We start from the raw sequence: 16,540 nt of genomic DNA, 5'->3' as shown, positions 1-16,540 counted from the left end.
GGCTAGCGGTCGAGCAGTCCGAGATACATAAAGCCCCACATCGCGCTCAGCAGCAGGATGTAGAGCACCAGCAGAAACGTCGTTCCCACCGGAGGTGGAACCTCGCTTCCGCTGCCCTCATGCCCTTCTGCCGTTGCGCCCCGCTGCACTTCTGCCATTGCTCTCCCAACCTTCCTCGCGAAATGCTTACGGGTGCTGTGGTACAAGGAGCGTGCCATCGAGATCGCATCGAACGGCGCATCTAAAGCGGACAAAGTTGATTCCAACTGCATCAACGACGCTGGCCAATTGTCGCCAAAGGCGTCACTGGCTCGACATAGCAATGAGTGTCGGAATTTCGGCGAAAGCGACAGAAAGCTGACAGACTGTCGCAACCCTCGGATTGGTTCAGTGAGGTATCAAGAAGGGCGATCGGGGAGCAGCAAGTCGCCCGGCACGACGGTTGGCCAGTTGGGATCGCCTCCCGGCGGAACCCACTTGAGATGAGCGTATGATCCGCCGGCGATATTGCGCTCGCCTACTTCGATTCGATGCAGTCCCGCAAACAGCAAGACCCGTCCTTCGGCCCGCGGAACGCTGATATTGCCGGGATCGCGAATCACGTACTTGTCGTCTATCTTCAGCCAGCCCGAGTCATCCATCTCGATCACGAACCCATACAACCCGCTGCGCGGCACTACCAGACTCCCGGTCCACACGGCGACCGAGGGAAACGGCACGGCGCCCATCTCTGCGATATTGTCGAAATCGATCTCGCGATCGATTCTTACGAAGCGTGGAGATTCCTGCGCAGCCTGGTCGCCATAGTAGTAGCGGCCCAGCAGGCCATGTGATCGATTCACCAACGCCGATTTCGAGAACCATCCGCTGAGCGACGGAATGAACATCGCGGCGATCATCAGAACGATCGCGGCCGACGTCATGCGCGGTGCGGCCAACCGCGCGCTCGCGCGCGAAACTTCGAGCAACTCCTGCGCGCCGAGAATCCAGATTCCAGCCAGCGGCCAGAGTTGCAGCGGCCGCGGCAGATGCAGAATCTTGCCAAGATTGAACGCCACAGTATCGCCCGCGACATTTCCGCCGCCAAAGAATGCATCGCGATTCATGGCAAAGTCGCCACGCAGGTAGAGCTGCCAGGCGAAGTCCCACACCGGATTGTCGTACTCGTATGGAAAGTGCGGATTGGTCGCCGTCGCCATCAGCATCAGCCACGCGGAAAATGTGCCAAGTGCCCCGATCAGCCAATCGCATGCGGCAGGCAGAAGTGCGATCGGCAAAATCATAAACGGTACGATTGCGATGATCTGGCGCGGGCCGGTCGCCGTGCCGCCGCCCCACGACACGATCGAAGCGCCATAAGAAGCGTTGAAGAGAATCATCGACGCGATCGCGAAACTCATCACCACCAGTTCGGCGCGAAATTTCCGCGCGCGCGCGAAATAGATCGCGCCTGGAATCGCCAGGATCAAAACCGGGTTGCAGAAAAACAGTCCTCGCTGCGGATCGGCAAGTATATTCCAGAGGATCGGAAGCTTCGGATACGTCAGACCGACGAAGCCGACCGCCTGCTCCGGAAACTGACTATTACCCGGCATTGAATATGCCTGGTAGCTGAAGAACAACGGCTTGCCGAAGGCGGCCCAGTTGTACCCGAGCATTATCGCGGCCGTGATCGCGGCGCCGAGCGAAAATACCGCGAGATGAGAGAGGCGCCGCACCTTGAACAGTGCATAAATGCCCACCGCCGCCGCAATCAGAAACGCCGGATAGTCATTCAGAACGGCCCACCCCGCGAGAAATCCTGCGAGGAAAGCGCGCCGCAGGCGCGATCCACTTGAGTAGGTCGCTACCAGGTAGAACGCGGTGAACGCCGAGGCGCCGGCGAGCGGCTCACCGGTAAGCTCGGTCGCGTAAGGAAATGCGATCGTCGCGAGCCCGAACAGAATCGCGACTCCGGCGCCGCGGCCTTCCGTCGCGCCGAGGAAGCGCGCGAAGCGATAGATCACGACGCCGACGGCGGCGGTAGCCAGTCCGCTCGTGAACAGGGTCGTCAGGTATGTAGTAAATGCCCAGTAAATAGGCTCGTTCTTCCAGAACAAAGGCAACAGTATATTCGAGAAGAGCGCCCACGGGATGAGCGCGGTAAATGCTGCGCCGGGCGCTTTGACGGAGTAGTAATGTCCCGCGAAACTTATGATGTCGGCGGTGTTGTAGCCGCAGTAGCCGTCGATGAACAGGCGATGCTGCTCGAGCATCGCGCGCGCGAGATCGAACCGGCAGGCGACGCTCTGGTCAGCGCCCTGGTAGAAGTAGGCATAGCTGATAAACGGAACCAGGAAGATCGCGCTCTCGATACGGCGCTGACGCTCGCCGTGCGCGCTCATGAGCGATCGGCCGCGCCCTTCGCGCGGCGCGTTTCACGGGACCTGGGAACAGGAACGGGATCGGCACCGTGCAATCGCCAACCGACGAAGATGATAGCGGCGAGAGCCATTAGCACCACTGCCAGCGTCCACGGCTTGCCGACGGGCTTGGGCTGCTCCGCTTTTTGAATCGCGTCCCAATCGTAAAAAGGCGTGGCCGCGGGCGGAAGCTGATCGACGCGCACCAGCTTCGCATCGCGAAAGAATGCGCGCCCGGAATTGAGGCTGCCGTAGCCGCCGACCCTGAGCGCCACGTCGATATCGGCCCCATGCGGGCCGACCCGAAAATAGAATCCGACGGACTGCCAATCGCTGGTGCCGTGAACGAGCGGCGACATCATGCCGTCGTTCATGATCGAAATCGATGCGCCGTCGGCGTTGGCGCCGACATTCTCAGTGCGAACCTCGGCGCTAAGATAGTAGAATCCTCCGGGCAGCGAGACCGCCTGCTCCCAGCGCGCATCGTTCGCTTTGAGATTGTCAACTTCCAGTTGATTCGGACCGCCGCCAGCCGCATGGACCCAGTGATGAGCGAAGGTCTCGGGGCTGTTCAACCACGCTTCGGTGCGCCATTCGTCGGGTTGATCGACTGAGCCCTTGGAGAAGTCGCCGTTGACGAGCAGATTTTTGCCGAGCGGCGCAGTGCCGTCGGCTCGCGCCGCGCCTGCGGAAAAAACTAGCAGCAAGGCGGCCAATATTACTCTGGTAACGCGGAGCGTAGCGGTCATCGATCAGATCCAGTTCCTTAAGCCGCTCTGCTGCAGCCACATCCGCGTATAATAGCCACTGCGCTCTATCGGCATCCCTGTCCATACGGGATAAAAGTAAATGAATAGCACTACCGCTCCGGCGACGAAGAGTGCGGCTACGTATTTGCCCGCATAGTCAGTATAGATCAGCAAATAGACATAGATTCCAACTATCGCCAATGCGCTGAGCATCCCGGCGATGTACCCCAATCCGAGCAGCAGCGCGGCGAACATTGTGAGCATCAGCGCCGAGTGCTCAAACGGATCGCCGCGTCCCTCCCAACATCCGGCCAGCACGAGCGCGAGCGCCACGTATCCCAGGTAAACCGACGCCATGTAGTGATAGAGAAAAAGCGTGCGTCCGATCGGGATCCAGATGACGATATACGACAGGTAGCCAATCACGAGGAACCAGCGCGCCAGCGACGGCCGCTCGATCGCATGCACCGCGGTGATCGTGATCCCGGTCAGCGCGCCCCACCAGATAAGCGGGTTGCCGCCGCCCCAAATCGTCGCAACTACAGGTCCCGAGGCCGGGAAATTTTGCCAGTAGGCGATAGGCCGCAACATCAGCGGCCAGCTCCACCACGGCGACGAGTACGGATGGGTAGCGGTCGAGACGCTGTTCTCGTACCAAATCACCTGGCCGTAATAGTGAAAGAGATCCTCGATCCCTGACCAGTAACCTTCCGTGAAGTGAAGCGTGAAAGTGGCGAGATATGCGATCGTCGCGACACCGCCCACGATCGCGAGCGTGCCGGCGAGACGGCTGTCGCGCGCCGTTCGGCGGATGGTCGAATCCTCGATAGACTCGCGCGCCGGCGCCGCGTAGTCGCGCCATACTACGTAGATCAGAAATCCGGTCACGAGCAGGAACGTGATCGCGGGAATATATAGTTTCGAGCCGAGGCAGAGTCCGAGTGCGATTCCTATTCCGATCAGCAAGCGCCGGCGCGCCCGCGGATCGCTAGTATCGACAAAAACGAAGAATAGCCAGTAGGCAAATGCCGCGCAGGTCAAATAGACGATATCGATCACGCCGATACGGGAATCGACCAGGTAAAGTCCATCGATCATTATGAATAGCGCCGCCAGCCCCGCCGCCAGCCGCGATCGCGACATCCTGCGCACCAATAAATAAGTGATCCCCACCAGCAGCGTGCCGAGCGTCGCATTGCCGACGCGCCATCCCCAGGAATGGTCGCCGAACAGGTAGATTCCCAGCGCGATCACCATCTTCGCCAGCGGCGGATGGGGATCGAGAAACGACTCGGAACGCAGGTAGTGGCGCGCCTGCGCGACGAAATGAACCTCGTCGAAAACAATCTCGGGCGGCGTCGCGAGACGCCAGAAGCGCGTGAAACCGGCGACCACGAGCATTGCCGCGGTCACGATAGTGTCGACCCGCAGCCATTCAAGCGGCGCGCTCGGCTCCGCGTTGTCGGAAACCTCCAGCGCGGCTTTCTCGCGGGCCTTCTCGCCCATCCGGCGCAGCGCTTGCAGCAGTGCGCCTTCCTGGGCTCCGCCCTTGGCCTGCAGAAGGGTCACGCCATAGTAAACTGCGATGCCCAGCGCGATTACGTTCAGCACGGACGCGAACATCGCGAGCCCGTCGCGGCCGTTGAGGAACACGACCGTCGTCAGCGTGTGCAGGACGTAGGCGAGGTTGAAGCATCCCGTTACGGTTACAAGCCCGAACACGATCATCATCTCGGTCGATTCGAGCGCGAGCGGGATCGCGAGCACGACCGCGGGGATCACGTAACGCTCATGCATCCGCGGCGCGACCATGAAGAAGCCAAACACTGCGATGAACGCGGCATAGAAGAGCCGCTCTGCGTTGCGCGTGCGCGCGACGATCCACGCGATATAGGCATAGAGCGGAATCAGCAGGCTCATCCCCAGCGCGAAGTATGAAACGCCGCCGATAGTGTCGCCGTCGTTGCTGCGCAGGCCGCCAATCAACGCCATCAGGTTGAAGGCGTTGACGGAGGTTTCGTGATAATAGGCTGCCGTCGAAGTATAGAGCTTGATGATCCAGTTCCATTCGTGACCGATCTGGAAGGGCGCGATACCGATAAAGAACGCGCCGATGAACGCTGCGGCCGACGACACCCACGTCATGAACGGCGTCTCGAGCATCGTCCAGAGCGCCAGCATCGGCAGGATCATCAACCCCTGCGGCTTGATCAGCACCGAGAGCGCCGCGACCGCCCATGCCAGCTCGAAGCGCTCGGCCAGAATCGCAATCAGGGTGAGAATCGTCGTCAGCGTGAGAATCGAGTCGCTCTGCCCCCAGACGATCGTGTCGTATAGGAGCGCGGGATTGAGCGCGACCATCAGCATCGCGAGCACGGCGAACTGCGCACGCGGACCGCGCTTCACGTAGATGTAAATCGCGAGCGCGAGCGCGAAATCCGCGATGAGCGGCGGGCTTTTTACGATGATGTCGAGGACGTCGCCCGAGGCATTGACGGCATGCGCGACGAGGCCGCAGACCCACAGCATGTACAGGTAGCCGGGCGGGTAATCGAGAAAATATCCGGACTGGTATGTCTGCGCGGGCCCGTGGTCCGCGATCTGCAGCGCCCACGATTCATAGGTGCCCACGTCGACGCGGAAGCCGGGAAAAAGATTGAGCAGAACCAGCTTGACCAGCGCGATCGCAACCAGGATCGCGATCGCATTGACCATGTCGCTCGAAAGCGGCCGGACCGTGGTCGCGTACGCGTAGGAAAGAATCGCAAGCAGGATGACTCCTGAAATCAGGCCCGCGAAATTGCCCGTCACCGGCCCCGGCGGCGCTGCCGCTGCGAACGCAATGAGGCCGAGCAGTATCGCCAGCCATGAGCGCCACGGCCGCGCTAGCGCACTTGGCTCCTTGTTTTCAAGAAGCATCAACTCAGCCACCCTTCGTAAATCTTCACCAAAAGTGCTCGCTCCGGCGCGAGTAAGATACCGATTTGTGGGCGCGCGATGAACAGCCTCGCACCACGGCGACTTTTCACATCGGTCCCGACGCGACTATGATGCCGCATCTGCTGGCCGAGGAGACCACTTCGATGCGCCTGATCCATACGCTGCACGAACCGTCGGGTCCGGGTCCCCATCCCACGATCATCGCGATGCATGGCTTCGGCGCCAACGCGCTCGACCTGCTCGGCCTCGCCCCGTACATCGCCGACGGCCAGTTCATGGTCATCTGTCCGCAAGGACCGCTCGAAGTGCCGATCGGACCGACGCGCGGCTACGCATGGTTCCCGATTCGGATGGGCGGGACGCCCGACCGGGTCGCGATCGAGGATGCGCGCAAGGCCGCGACCGAGTTTATCAACGAAGCGTTCGCGCGCTATCCGATCGACAAGCGCAAGACCGTGCTGCTCGGCTTCAGCCAGGGCGGGATGATGGCGTATCGCATCGCGCTCAGGAATCCAACGCGCTTCGCCGCGCTGGTGGGGCTCTCAACTTTCCTGCCGCCGGAGATTAAAGAGGAAGCTGGCGATCCAGCCGCGCTCGAAGTGCTGCCGACGCTGGTGCAGCACGGCCGTGCCGACGACATGATCGAAATTACGCGCGCGCGTGCCTCAATCGAAACGCTGCGCGAGCTTCGCGTCCCGGTACAGTTCAAGGAGTACGATTGCGGCCACGAGATCACCGCCGAAGTGCTGCAGGATCTTTCGAGCTTCCTGACTGACAAGGTGCTGTCGCCGATCATCTCGGCGTAACAATCAGTCCTCGACGATCGCAACCGGCCGCACCCATCCCGCGCTCGCGCCGGTGATCTTGATCGGCAGCGCGCTCACGATAAATCCGTGCGGATATGGGATTGCGCCGAGGTTGGCGAGCTTCTCCATATGAAGATGCTCGCGCGCGCGGCCCACGAAGTGCGCCGGAAAAAACGGATCGGGCTGGCCCTCGCGAAACGCGCGCTGCATCGTCGCGAACGACACGTCCATCGCAATTCCGTCGATTCCGATCAGCTTGACGCCGTGGTCGAGCAGGTAATGCTGCCCTTCAACCGAGAGGCCGGCCTGCCGCCGCGTGTATTCGTGGACGTCTTCGATAAACTCGTCGGCGCCCGTCCACAGCAGCACGATATCGAGCGGCTTCAGACGATAATCGATATGCTCCAGCTCGCGCTCGATGTCCTCGATGGTAATGTCTTCGCCCTGGCGATGGCGAAAGTCGAGCCGCACGCCCGGTCCGTAGCACCATTCGAGCGGGATCTGATCGATCGTGCGTGCCGGACGCCCTTCGCATAGCGGACCGAAATGCCACGGCGCATCGATATGGTTCCCCGCGTGACCGGTGAGCGTGATCGTTTCCCATCCAAGTCCCATCGATTCTGGATAGTCGCCGACCGCCGAGCCCTTGAACAACTTGAGCATCGCGCGCGCCCCTTCGTCGTGCTCGACGCGTTTGAATCGATACGTCCAGGGCGCGACGGGAGCAGCTTCGAGCGGAACGCCGATGTCGATAATTCTCATGACGACCTCGTGAAAAAATTCTATCCGCGCGCGATTCGTGCGTGAACCATGTTAAACTTCGCCCGATGGCCCGACGATCGAAGAATGATGCGGCGAGCAGGTTCGCCGAGTTGATTGAGACGGTTCACGAGCTGCGCAAGAAATGCCCCTGGGATCGCGCGTTGCGGCTGCGCGATACGACGCGGCACATGCTCGAAGAAGCCTACGAAACAGTGGACGCCATCAGCTCAGGCGACAAGGGCGACGCCGCCGAGGAGCTCGGCGACCTCATCGTACAAACCCTCTACGTCGCTGAGATTCTCGGCGAGCAATCGAAATACGACATCGCATCGGTCCTCGCTGAGGCCCAGGTGAAGCTCGTGCGGCGGCATCCGCATGTTTTCGCCAACGGCAAGGCGGTGACCGTCGCAAAGGTGATCGAGAACTGGGAGCGCATCAAGGAGAAAGAAGCAGCGGCAAAGGGCCGGCCAAAGGGTTTGAAGAGAACGGGACACGGCTTGCCCTCCTTGATGCGCGCGGAGAAGCTCGGCGAAAAAGCGCGCCGGCGCGGAATGGACTGGCCAAATATCCACGGCGTGCTGGAGCAGGTCCGCGAAGAACTCGCCGAAGTCGAGGACGCGCTGAAGCGCGGCGACGAAAAGGCGGCTGGGATGGAGCTCGGCGACATGATGCTCGCGCTGGCGAACGCGCCCCGCTTCATCGCGCACAACGCCGAAGAGACGCTGCGCCGGGCCTGCGAAAAATTTATCGACCGCTTCGATGCGCTGGCAGAACTCGCAAAATCGAAGAAGCTCAATTTAAAGCGAATGAAGCCGCGTGAAATCGAAAAGCTGTGGCAGCAAGTGAAACGCAAACGAGCCTGACTATCGCTCGGCAATGTCCATGATAAATCTGAATTGCTGTTATGAATATTCTCTCACATGAATATTCTCAGTAGTTGCGGCCATCGGAAGCGCGATCCGCGCCACCCATATTGACCCACCCAGCGGGCGCTGTTAATTAAAAAGGGTTATGCCGCATATTCCAGTTCATCCGTCGGCGCAGAAGCGCCATCGTCAGAACCTTAAACGCGCGGAGCAAAATCGCCTCGTCCGCAGCCGCGCGCGCTCCGCCGCCAAGGACGCCCAGGTCGCGATCGAAGGCAGCGACGAGGCCAAGGCGCGCGCCCAGCTCAAGCAGGCGACCAAAGTGCTGTATAAAGCTGCGAGCAGCGGGACGATCCACCCCAATACTGCCAGTCGCAAAGTGGCCCGCCTGTCGGCGAGTCTCCATCGCAAGTTCGCGAAAACAGCAAATTAAAAGATCATCACGAAGGCACCAAGGACACTAAGGTCAGAAGCAAGGATCTTAGTGTCCTTCGTGTCTTTGTGGTGATCTTCTTCTGATCCTTTAGATTTCGGCTCAACGATCCCCAGCGCCTGCTCCCGTCAGTTCCAGAACCAGTCCAGCCAGCGCCTCGTCGCGCTCGCGCAGCTCGCCGTTCTTGAAATCCGCGTCCATCGTGCACGCGCGCCAGTAGGCGCGCTCGATCGCATCGAGGCCGAGGCGTCGGGCACCTTCGGTCGCTCGCATGGCGAGACCGCTCTGCGGCGGGAGACCCAGCGCCGACGCGATCTCACCGCTCGAGCGCCGTGCCTTGGACATCGTTGCCGCTATCATCATGCGGCGTAGCAGCGGAATCACTTCGACCGCGAGAATCTCGAACACGTCGCGCCCAAGAGCCAACGAGCGCTGCAATTGCGCGAGCGCCATCGTGGTGCGCCCGCGCGAGATGCTCTCGGCCAGCTCGAACGCCTCGGGCATCCGGCGCGCGCCCTGCTCGTCCAGATCGGCGGCCTGGATCGGCTTGCCCTCCGCCGCGAAGATGCGCGCCTTCTCGACTGAGTTGGCGATCGCGGCAAGATCGGAAGCATGTCTGGAGATCAAAAGATCGACAGCTCCCGGCGCGAGGCGAAGTCCTACCGACTGCGCGAAGGCCTGTACGTATTGATCGAGCTGATTGTCAAAGGGCCGCATGCAATTGACAAGCAGGCCCGAGGCTTCCGCTGCGCGTCTGACTTTCGCGGCGGCGTTGTCGCGCTCGTAGAGCAGCACGAGATGATTCGGGCCGCGCGTATCTGCGACTGCTTCGGCGAGCGCATTCTCGTCGGAGCCGCCGCGCTTCGTTTCCGCGCCATCAGTAGAATCGCCCTCGTCGGCTTTTTCGCGCCGCGAGCGCAGGACGCGGCATGCGACGAGTTTCTTTGCCGCGAACAGGTCGGGCTCGCGTATCTCGCTCAAAACTTCGCCGTAGTCACTGCCGCTGCCGATTTGGAAAGATCGATACTTGAAACCCTCGGCGGCGAGCCGGCGCGCCACCAGGTCGAGCGCATACTCGCGCAGGAACGCATGCGGTCCGAAAATCAGGATGACCGGCGGCAGCTTCCGGGTGTTTATCGATCGAAAAAACGCGAGCGCGTTTTCGACGGGCATGGGGCGTTAGAAGCCCTCGGCCATCTGCGAGTACAGGTTCTGCGCGATCTGTTGCATCAGCGCCCCCTGGTAGAACGAGGTCTGCGTATCTGCCACCTGGATGTCCTGCATTTGCGCATAGTCGCCGCCACGCAGGTTCTGTTTGAGGAAGCTTGGCGTCGTCGTGGTTATAGACTGCGCTACCACTGGCGCATGTTGCAGGCCGGTTACACCGCGAGTCTGCCACACGATTTTGTTTTCACGCGTATCTTTGAGCCGCGCCGAGATCATCATGGTTTGATCGTAGATCGTCGGTTCGAGCGCAGAGTTGAAAGAGCTGGGCAGCGTATCGGCGGAGTTGATCGAACCGGTCAGGATCAAGTCGGCCTGTGACGGACTGTCAACGACCTGCAATCGATCGTGGAGCGCGATTTCGTCCTTCATGTAGCGCATGAACTGGTCGTTGAGCCCCGTGAAGCGCGTCTTGTTGGTGAACTTATCGACGTAGATCGTCTTCGCGCCACCCGGCAGCGCCTCACCTGAGCCGGCAAAGTGATAGCCACATCCGGCCAGAAGCGGGATGACCATCAAGAGCGCCGCGAAGCCGACGCTACTCAGTCTTCGTCGCATCGCTGTTTTCACCCTTCTGCCTGAGACTCAACCGCCCCGCGATCTGATCGATAACGCCGTTGACGAAACGGCCCGACTCCTGATCGCCGTAGGCCTTAGCCAGCTCGATCGCTTCGTCAATCGTCACTCGCGCGGGAATATCGTCAACATAGAGCAGCTCGTAGAGCGCCAGCCGCAGGATATTATGATCGACGCGCGAAAGCCGTCCGATCGACCAGTTCTCGAGCGCCGCCGCGATATGCTTGTCGAGCGCTTCCTTCTCCTTGCGCACGCCATCGACCAGGCCGAGCGCAAACTTGCGCGCGCGCTCGTCGGCGGTAAAGTCCTCGAAGAACTGCACGAGGTCCTCGTTGGTGGAAGTGCCGCAGATGTCGTTGCGATAGAGCGCCTTGAGCGCGAGCTCACGGCCGAGATGCCTAAGTCCCATAACTTCTCGCGCGTTCGGAACGTGCTCCGTCAGTTAGCCAGCTTCAGATGCGAAAACAGATGGCCGAGCTTTTCTTTCTTGGTGCGCAAATAGGAGATATTGCCCGAGTGCGGCTCGACCTCGATCGGCACCCGCGCGACGCTCACGCCGTAGCCTTTGAGGCTTTCGATCTTGTGCGGATTGTTGGTCAGGAGCCGCGCCTCGCCCACACCGAGGTCGCGCAGAATTTGCGCGCCGATCCCGTAGTCGCGGAGATCTTCCTCGAAGCCGAGATGCAGGTTTGCCTCGACCGTGTCCATCCCCTGGTCCTGCAAAGCGTAGGCGCGAATCTTGTTGCCGAGCCCGATTCCGCGCCCTTCCTGATGCAGGTAGATGATGACTCCGGCGTCAGCTTCCATGATTCGCGCGATCGCCTCTTCGAGCTGCGCGCCACAGTCGCATCGCGCACTCGAAAACACGTCGCCCGTGAGGCACTCCGAATGGAGTCGCACGAGAGCGGGACGACCGCCGCCAACGTTGCCCTTGATTAAAGCAAGATGCTCGCGGCCATCGACGATGTTTCGATAAACGACCGCGCGCAGCCCGCGCCCGCTCGCGATCGGAAACGGAACTTCGGAAACGCGCTGCACCAGCACTTCGTTGGTGAGGCGATAAGCAATCAAATCCTTGATGAAACAGAGCGGCATCTCGTGCCGCTTGGCGAACTCGGCGAGATCGGGGAGCTGAGCCGCTTCGCCGTCCTCGCGCAAGATAGTGCAGAGCGCGGCCGCCGGACGCATTCGCGCCGAGCGCACGAGATCAACCGCGCCCTCGGCCCTGCCGAGGCGCATCATGACACCGCCGCTCAATGCCATCAGCGGCAGCACATGCCCCGGCATCACGATACTTTCGGGCCCCGACGTCGTATCGGCAAGCACACCGACGGTGCGCGCGCGATCGGGCGCGGAGATTCCGGTAGTCACGCCTTCGCGCGCTTCGACCAGCGCACCGGCCTGCTCGGCGGCGTCGGTGTCGTCGGACGAAGTCGCGAGCGGGATACCCAACTCGCGAAAGCGTTTGTCAGTCAGCGCAACCGAGACCACGCCGCGCGCCTCACGCGCCATGAAGTTGACGTGGTCGGGCGTGACCTTCTCTGCCGCCATCACGAGGTCGCCTTCGGCGTCCGCGCGCTCCTCGGCGAGCATGACGACCATCCGGCCTTCGCGAATCTGATTGAATGCGTCTTCGAGCGTAGCTGATGCCATCGGACCACCCGCGAACTTCAGATATTACCACCGCCCGAAGAACGCAACCAGTGGCACAACCAAACGAGCGTTAGGCGTCAGGAGAGCTTGCGCGAGCGCCGTTGGGGTTCGGCTTCGATCAGGAGATCGGGGCCGATGGGACGGGCTATCAGGCGACCCATCGAGAGCGCGTCGCGGACGCGCCGGAAGCTGAGGCCATCGACCGCGGAGGTGCCGCCGCCGATGATCCGCGGCGCGACGAAGAACGCGACGCGATCGATTACGCCAGCCTTGAGCGCTGACGCCGCAGTGTGCGCCCCGCCCTCGAACAGCACTTTGTTAATGCCGCGGCGGCCAAGCTCTTTCATAGCGGCGCGCAGATCGATCTCGCCGTCTTTTTCGGCTGCCGCTACGACTTCAACATTTGCGCGCGTATACAGTTTGCGGGCGCGCGCCAGATTTTTCGGGATCGTGATGAAGATCGTCCCGGCATTCGATCTCTGCGTGAAGACGCGAGACTTCGCCGGCGTGCGCAGCTTTGCATCGACGACAACACGCAGCGGATCGCGGCCGTCCTTCGCGCGGCAGGTGAGCCGCGGATTATCGGCGATCACGGTGCCGGCGCCGACGATGACGGCGTCACATTCGCGGCGCCATCGATGCACTAGCGCGCGCGACTCGTCGGAGCTGATCCACTTCGAGTCGCCGCTCTTCGCTGCGATACGTCCATCGAGCGACATCGCAAGCTTCAGCAATCCGAATGGGCGCCCGCGCGTCACGCGCGTGATGAAGCCTTCGTTCACCTGGCGCGCCGACGCCTCGAGCAACCCGACGGACACCTCGATTCCGGCGCGGCGCAGGATTGCAACGCCACGTCCTCGCACCGGAGGATAAGGATCGATCGTCGCGACCACGACGCGCGCGATTCCCGCATCAACCAGGGCTTTCGCGCACGGCGGAGTTTTGCCCTGGTGCGCACACGGCTCGAAAGTCACGTAGGCAGTCGCGCCGCGTGCACGCGAGCCAGCCTCTCGCAGCGCTTCGGTCTCGCCATGCGGCCGTCCGCCGACAGCAGTCGCGCCGCGCCCGATCACTTTGCCGCCGCGCACGATCACGCAGCCCACGGCGGGATTCGGCGAGGTCAGGCCGACGCGTCCCTCGGCGAGAGCCAGGGCCTCGCGCATGAAGCGTTCGTCGAGCGACGCGTTCGCCATGATTCGTTCTAGGACTGGTCGGACTTCTTGTCGCCGCGCGGGCTACCCTTGCGCTGGCGAATCAGGTCTTCGAGCTCGTGCATGAACTCGTCGATATCCTTGAACGAGCGATACACCGACGCGAAGCGCACGTAGGCGACCTGGTCGATCTTGTGCAGCTCGTTCATGATCGCGCCGCCGATAAACGAGCTCGCCACCTCGCGATCGCCCTGCTCGTTCACCGCGGTCTCGATATTGGCAACGACCTGCTCGATCGTTTCCATCGAGACGGGTCGCTTCTCGCAGGCGCGCTTGAGCCCCGCGATGATCTTCTGCCGGTCGAACGGCTCGCGGCGCCCGTCCTTCTTGACCACCATCGGCGCCTGCTCTTCGACGCGCTCGTAGGTGGTGAAGCGCTTGCGGCACGAGGTGCAGGCGCGCCTGCGCCGGATCATCGATCCGTCGGCCGAAAGGCGCGAATCGACGACGCGGTTTCCGCGATGCCGGCAGAAGGGGCAGCGCATGGCTAAGTGATCGCGAGCGGAGGCGCCAAAAATGACGCGGCGGCACCAGGCCGCCGCGCCAACGAGTTACAAAACGCGAACGATGAGTTCAGTGAGATCAGCTCTTGTGAGCCTCGATATATGACACGACGTCCTTGACGGTGCGAATCTTCTCCGCGTCCTCGTCGGAGATCTCGATATTGAACTCTTCTTCGAGCGCCATCACGAGTTCGACGATATCGAGCGAATCCGCACCCAGGTCTTCGATAAACGACGCTTCGGGCGTGACTTCGTCGGACGCAACGCCGAGTTGCTCGGCGATCTTCTCACGAACCTTGTTTTCGATGTCCGCTGCCATCGTGCTCTAGTTCCTCCTGGCGGTCCGGCGTTGGGCCGGCCTCACGTCTTAATGAAATCCTTTGTACCGCGAAGCCCCTGGCACGCCTTCGATTGACGGGTGCAAAAAGTACATTGGAGCGGCACGCTGGTCAATTGTGTCGCCAGCATAGGGGCTTGATCAAATCTACGCAAGTTGACTGGTCGCGTCCGGCTTCGCCCTCACTATGCCTTGTCGGCGCGCGCTGCGTCGCCGACGGCCTTGTACGATGCCAGGTCTTCGAGCGGGCGCACTTTTATCGAGCGATACGCGCGGCGCATCAGGCCCATCAGCACCCGGCCGCATCCGAATTCGATCGCGTCGGTTACGCCGAGCTGCGCGATCACGTTCATCGTTTCTTCCCATCGCACCGGCGACGTGATCTGTCCGATAAGGAGCGGCACGACGCGCGACGGATCCCGATTCGGCTCGGCAGTCACGTTTGCGACCACGGGAAATTTGAACTGTCCCACTTTGAGCGCATTCAGCACCGGCGTCATTCCATCCTGCGCGGGCTTCATCAGCGGACAATGGAAAGGTGCGCTCACCTTGAGCTCGACAGACATCGTCGCGCCGCGTTCCTTGGCGAGCTCGAGCGCCCTGGCGACGGGCTTGGCATGTCCCGCGATCACGATCTGGCCGGGCGCGTTGAGATTTGCCGGCACGGCGATCTCGCCGCCGCTCGAAACCGTCGCGCAGATATCTTTCACCTGCGGCAGCTCGAGGCCGATAAGCGCCGCCATCGCACCCTGCCCCGGCGGACACGCCTCCTGCATCAGCCGGCCGCGCTCGCGAACCGCGCGCACCGCATCGGCAAATTGAAGCGCGCCAGCCGCAACGAGCGCGCTGTATTCGCCGAGGCTGTGACCGGCAGCCACATCCGCGCGCGGCTCGAACTCGGATTCATAGACGCGCAGCGCCGCGATCGCCGCAGTGACCATCGCAGGCTGGGTATTAGCGGTGAGCCGCAGCTCGTCCTCGGGTCCTTCGAAGCAGAGCTTTGAGAGCTTGAAGCCAAGGGCCTCGTCGGCTTCTTCGAAGGTACGCTTTGCGATCTCGAAGTTCTGGCAAAGTTCGACACCCATGCCGACGCGCTGGGCGCCTTGGCCGGGAAACAGGTAAGCGAGTTTCATCGTGTGCGCGGGCCTCGAAGATAGATGCGGTTCTTAATGTTTGGTTGGCGGTTCGAGCGGCGGCTCGGCCGGCTTGGTCTGTTCTTTCGCAGGCCGCTCGCCATTGGCCGCCGATCCGTTGGATGCCGATCCATTGAGAACGGGGGCGGTTTCGACCGAGGGCCGCGGAGCAACGTCATGGGGCGCGGCGCCATTTGCGGTCAGGAGCTCTCCGGTGCGCTTGCGATCAGGCGCGGTGCGCTCGGGCGCCTCGCCGGTCTTCGATGGATCGCCATCCTTGGGATGACGTTGCAAGCGCTCGCGCATCCTGCTGAACAGCGCTCTGATGCCCTTGCCGCCGGCGGGCTTGAGTGGAACGGACGGCTGAATCTTGGCGAGGATATCGAGAATCTCGGGATTCACCTGCTTCACGAGCGCTTCGTGTGCAGCGGCCCGAAGCGCGTTGCGGATGGCATGCGAGTTCGACGATCCATGCGCGATTATCGACACGCCGCTCACGCCGAGCAGCGGCGCGCCACCGTACTCGTGCGGATCGAGCTTGGTGCGCATCTCCGACAGATGCTTGCGCACCAGCAGATATGACAGCCGGCCGCGCCAGTTCGCCGTGAACAGCTCGCGCAGATTGCCGAGCATGAACGACGCCATGCCCTCCATCGTCTTGAGCGCGACGTTGCCGGTGAAGCCGTCGGTGACGATCACGTCGACCGCTCCCGCCATCAGGTCGCCGCCCTCCACGTTGCCCTCGAAGTGCAGGGGGAGGGCGCCGCCGACGGGCTCGGCCGCGAGCAGCTCGTGGGCGCGGCGGGTCAGCGCGTTTCCCTTGCCGGGCTCGGCGCCGATGGTGAGCAGCCCGACCCTGGGGACGGCGGTGCCGAGCGCGATCTGCGCGTAGGCCACCCCGAGCTGGCCGAACTGGACGAGCATCTCCGGCTTCGGGTCGGCCGT

17 protein-coding genes are annotated in these 16,540 nt (G+C 61.9%); 3 read left to right on the top strand and 14 right to left on the bottom strand.

Annotated elements, in window-relative coordinates:
- Positions 1-2 precede the first annotated feature (2 nt).
- The 4 genes from VMA09_14435 to VMA09_14420 form a co-directional block, all read right to left on the bottom strand.
- Positions 3-158, bottom strand: coding sequence for a hypothetical protein (locus VMA09_14435; GenBank protein HUA34802.1), 156 nt, complete (start codon positions 156-158; stop codon positions 3-5).
- 240 nt (positions 159-398) lie between these two features.
- Entirely contained in the window at positions 399-2,384 is a 1,986-nt protein-coding gene (locus VMA09_14430) for a PA14 domain-containing protein (GenBank protein ID HUA34801.1), read from the bottom strand.
- Positions 2,381-3,151, bottom strand: coding sequence for a hypothetical protein (locus tag VMA09_14425; GenBank protein HUA34800.1), 771 nt, complete (start codon positions 3,149-3,151; stop codon positions 2,381-2,383). Before VMA09_14425 ends, VMA09_14430 begins: the two co-directional genes overlap by 4 nt.
- Before the next feature lie 3 nt (positions 3,152-3,154).
- Positions 3,155-6,070, bottom strand: a complete 2,916-nt coding sequence (locus VMA09_14420; GenBank protein HUA34799.1) for a phospholipid carrier-dependent glycosyltransferase — start codon at positions 6,068-6,070, stop codon at positions 3,155-3,157.
- 65 nt (positions 6,071-6,135) lie between these two features.
- Here VMA09_14420 and VMA09_14415 point away from each other — a divergent pair, with 65 nt between their 5' ends.
- On the top strand, positions 6,136-6,897 hold the full coding sequence (locus tag VMA09_14415; GenBank protein HUA34798.1) for an alpha/beta fold hydrolase: 762 nt from the start codon (positions 6,136-6,138) through the stop codon (positions 6,895-6,897).
- Between the two features lie 3 nt (positions 6,898-6,900).
- On the opposite strand, the gene VMA09_14410 is transcribed toward VMA09_14415, so the two are convergent.
- Positions 6,901-7,659 (bottom strand): cyclase family protein, encoded by a 759-nt coding sequence (locus VMA09_14410; protein ID HUA34797.1) that lies wholly within the window; start codon positions 7,657-7,659, stop codon positions 6,901-6,903.
- A 65-nt stretch (positions 7,660-7,724) separates the two neighbouring features.
- On the opposite strand from VMA09_14410, the gene mazG reads away from it, so the two are divergent.
- A complete protein-coding gene (gene mazG, locus VMA09_14405) occupies positions 7,725-8,522 on the top strand; it encodes a nucleoside triphosphate pyrophosphohydrolase (GenBank protein HUA34796.1) in 798 nt (265 codons plus the stop codon).
- Positions 8,523-8,670: 148 nt separating this feature from the next.
- Entirely contained in the window at positions 8,671-8,958 is a 288-nt protein-coding gene (gene rpsT / locus VMA09_14400; GenBank protein HUA34795.1) for a 30S ribosomal protein S20, read from the top strand.
- Positions 8,959-9,060: 102 nt separating this feature from the next.
- Here rpsT and VMA09_14395 read toward each other — a convergent pair whose 3' ends face one another.
- The 9 genes from VMA09_14395 to VMA09_14355 form a co-directional block, all read right to left on the bottom strand.
- Entirely contained in the window at positions 9,061-10,131 is a 1,071-nt protein-coding gene (locus tag VMA09_14395) for a hypothetical protein (protein ID HUA34794.1), read from the bottom strand.
- Between the two features lie 6 nt (positions 10,132-10,137).
- Complete coding sequence (gene lptE, locus VMA09_14390) at positions 10,138-10,740, bottom strand: LPS assembly lipoprotein LptE (protein ID HUA34793.1); 603 nt, start codon at positions 10,738-10,740, stop codon at positions 10,138-10,140.
- Entirely contained in the window at positions 10,721-11,167 is a 447-nt protein-coding gene (gene nusB, locus VMA09_14385) for a transcription antitermination factor NusB (GenBank protein ID HUA34792.1), read from the bottom strand. Before nusB ends, lptE begins: the two co-directional genes overlap by 20 nt.
- A gap of 29 nt (positions 11,168-11,196) precedes the next feature.
- Positions 11,197-12,411 carry a GTP cyclohydrolase II gene (ribA, locus tag VMA09_14380; GenBank protein HUA34791.1) on the bottom strand — a complete coding sequence of 405 codons (1,215 nt, stop codon included), beginning with the start codon at positions 12,409-12,411 and terminating at the stop codon, positions 11,197-11,199.
- Between the two features lie 77 nt (positions 12,412-12,488).
- The gene (ribD, locus tag VMA09_14375) at positions 12,489-13,604 is read right to left on the bottom strand and encodes a bifunctional diaminohydroxyphosphoribosylaminopyrimidine deaminase/5-amino-6-(5-phosphoribosylamino)uracil reductase RibD (GenBank protein HUA34790.1); all 1,116 of its coding nucleotides are present in this window, start codon (positions 13,602-13,604) and stop codon (positions 12,489-12,491) included.
- Between the two features lie 8 nt (positions 13,605-13,612).
- The gene (gene nrdR, locus VMA09_14370; protein ID HUA34789.1) at positions 13,613-14,107 is read right to left on the bottom strand and encodes a transcriptional regulator NrdR; all 495 of its coding nucleotides are present in this window, start codon (positions 14,105-14,107) and stop codon (positions 13,613-13,615) included.
- Between the two features lie 97 nt (positions 14,108-14,204).
- A complete protein-coding gene (gene acpP, locus VMA09_14365) occupies positions 14,205-14,444 on the bottom strand; it encodes an acyl carrier protein (GenBank protein HUA34788.1) in 240 nt (79 codons plus the stop codon).
- Between the two features lie 203 nt (positions 14,445-14,647).
- Positions 14,648-15,595: an ACP S-malonyltransferase gene (gene fabD, locus VMA09_14360; GenBank protein HUA34787.1), complete on the bottom strand. Its 948-nt coding sequence runs from the start codon at positions 15,593-15,595 to the stop codon at positions 14,648-14,650.
- A 33-nt stretch (positions 15,596-15,628) separates the two neighbouring features.
- Positions 15,629-16,540: hypothetical protein (locus VMA09_14355; GenBank protein HUA34786.1), on the bottom strand; the 912-nt coding region annotated here is incomplete at its 5' end.

This window comes from Candidatus Binataceae bacterium, from assembly GCA_035508495.1.
Taxonomy (GTDB): Bacteria; Desulfobacterota; Binatia; order Binatales; family Binataceae; genus JASHPB01.
The sequence above is the reverse complement of the archived record's forward strand: the minus strand, read 5'-3'. Positions and strand labels throughout refer to the sequence as shown.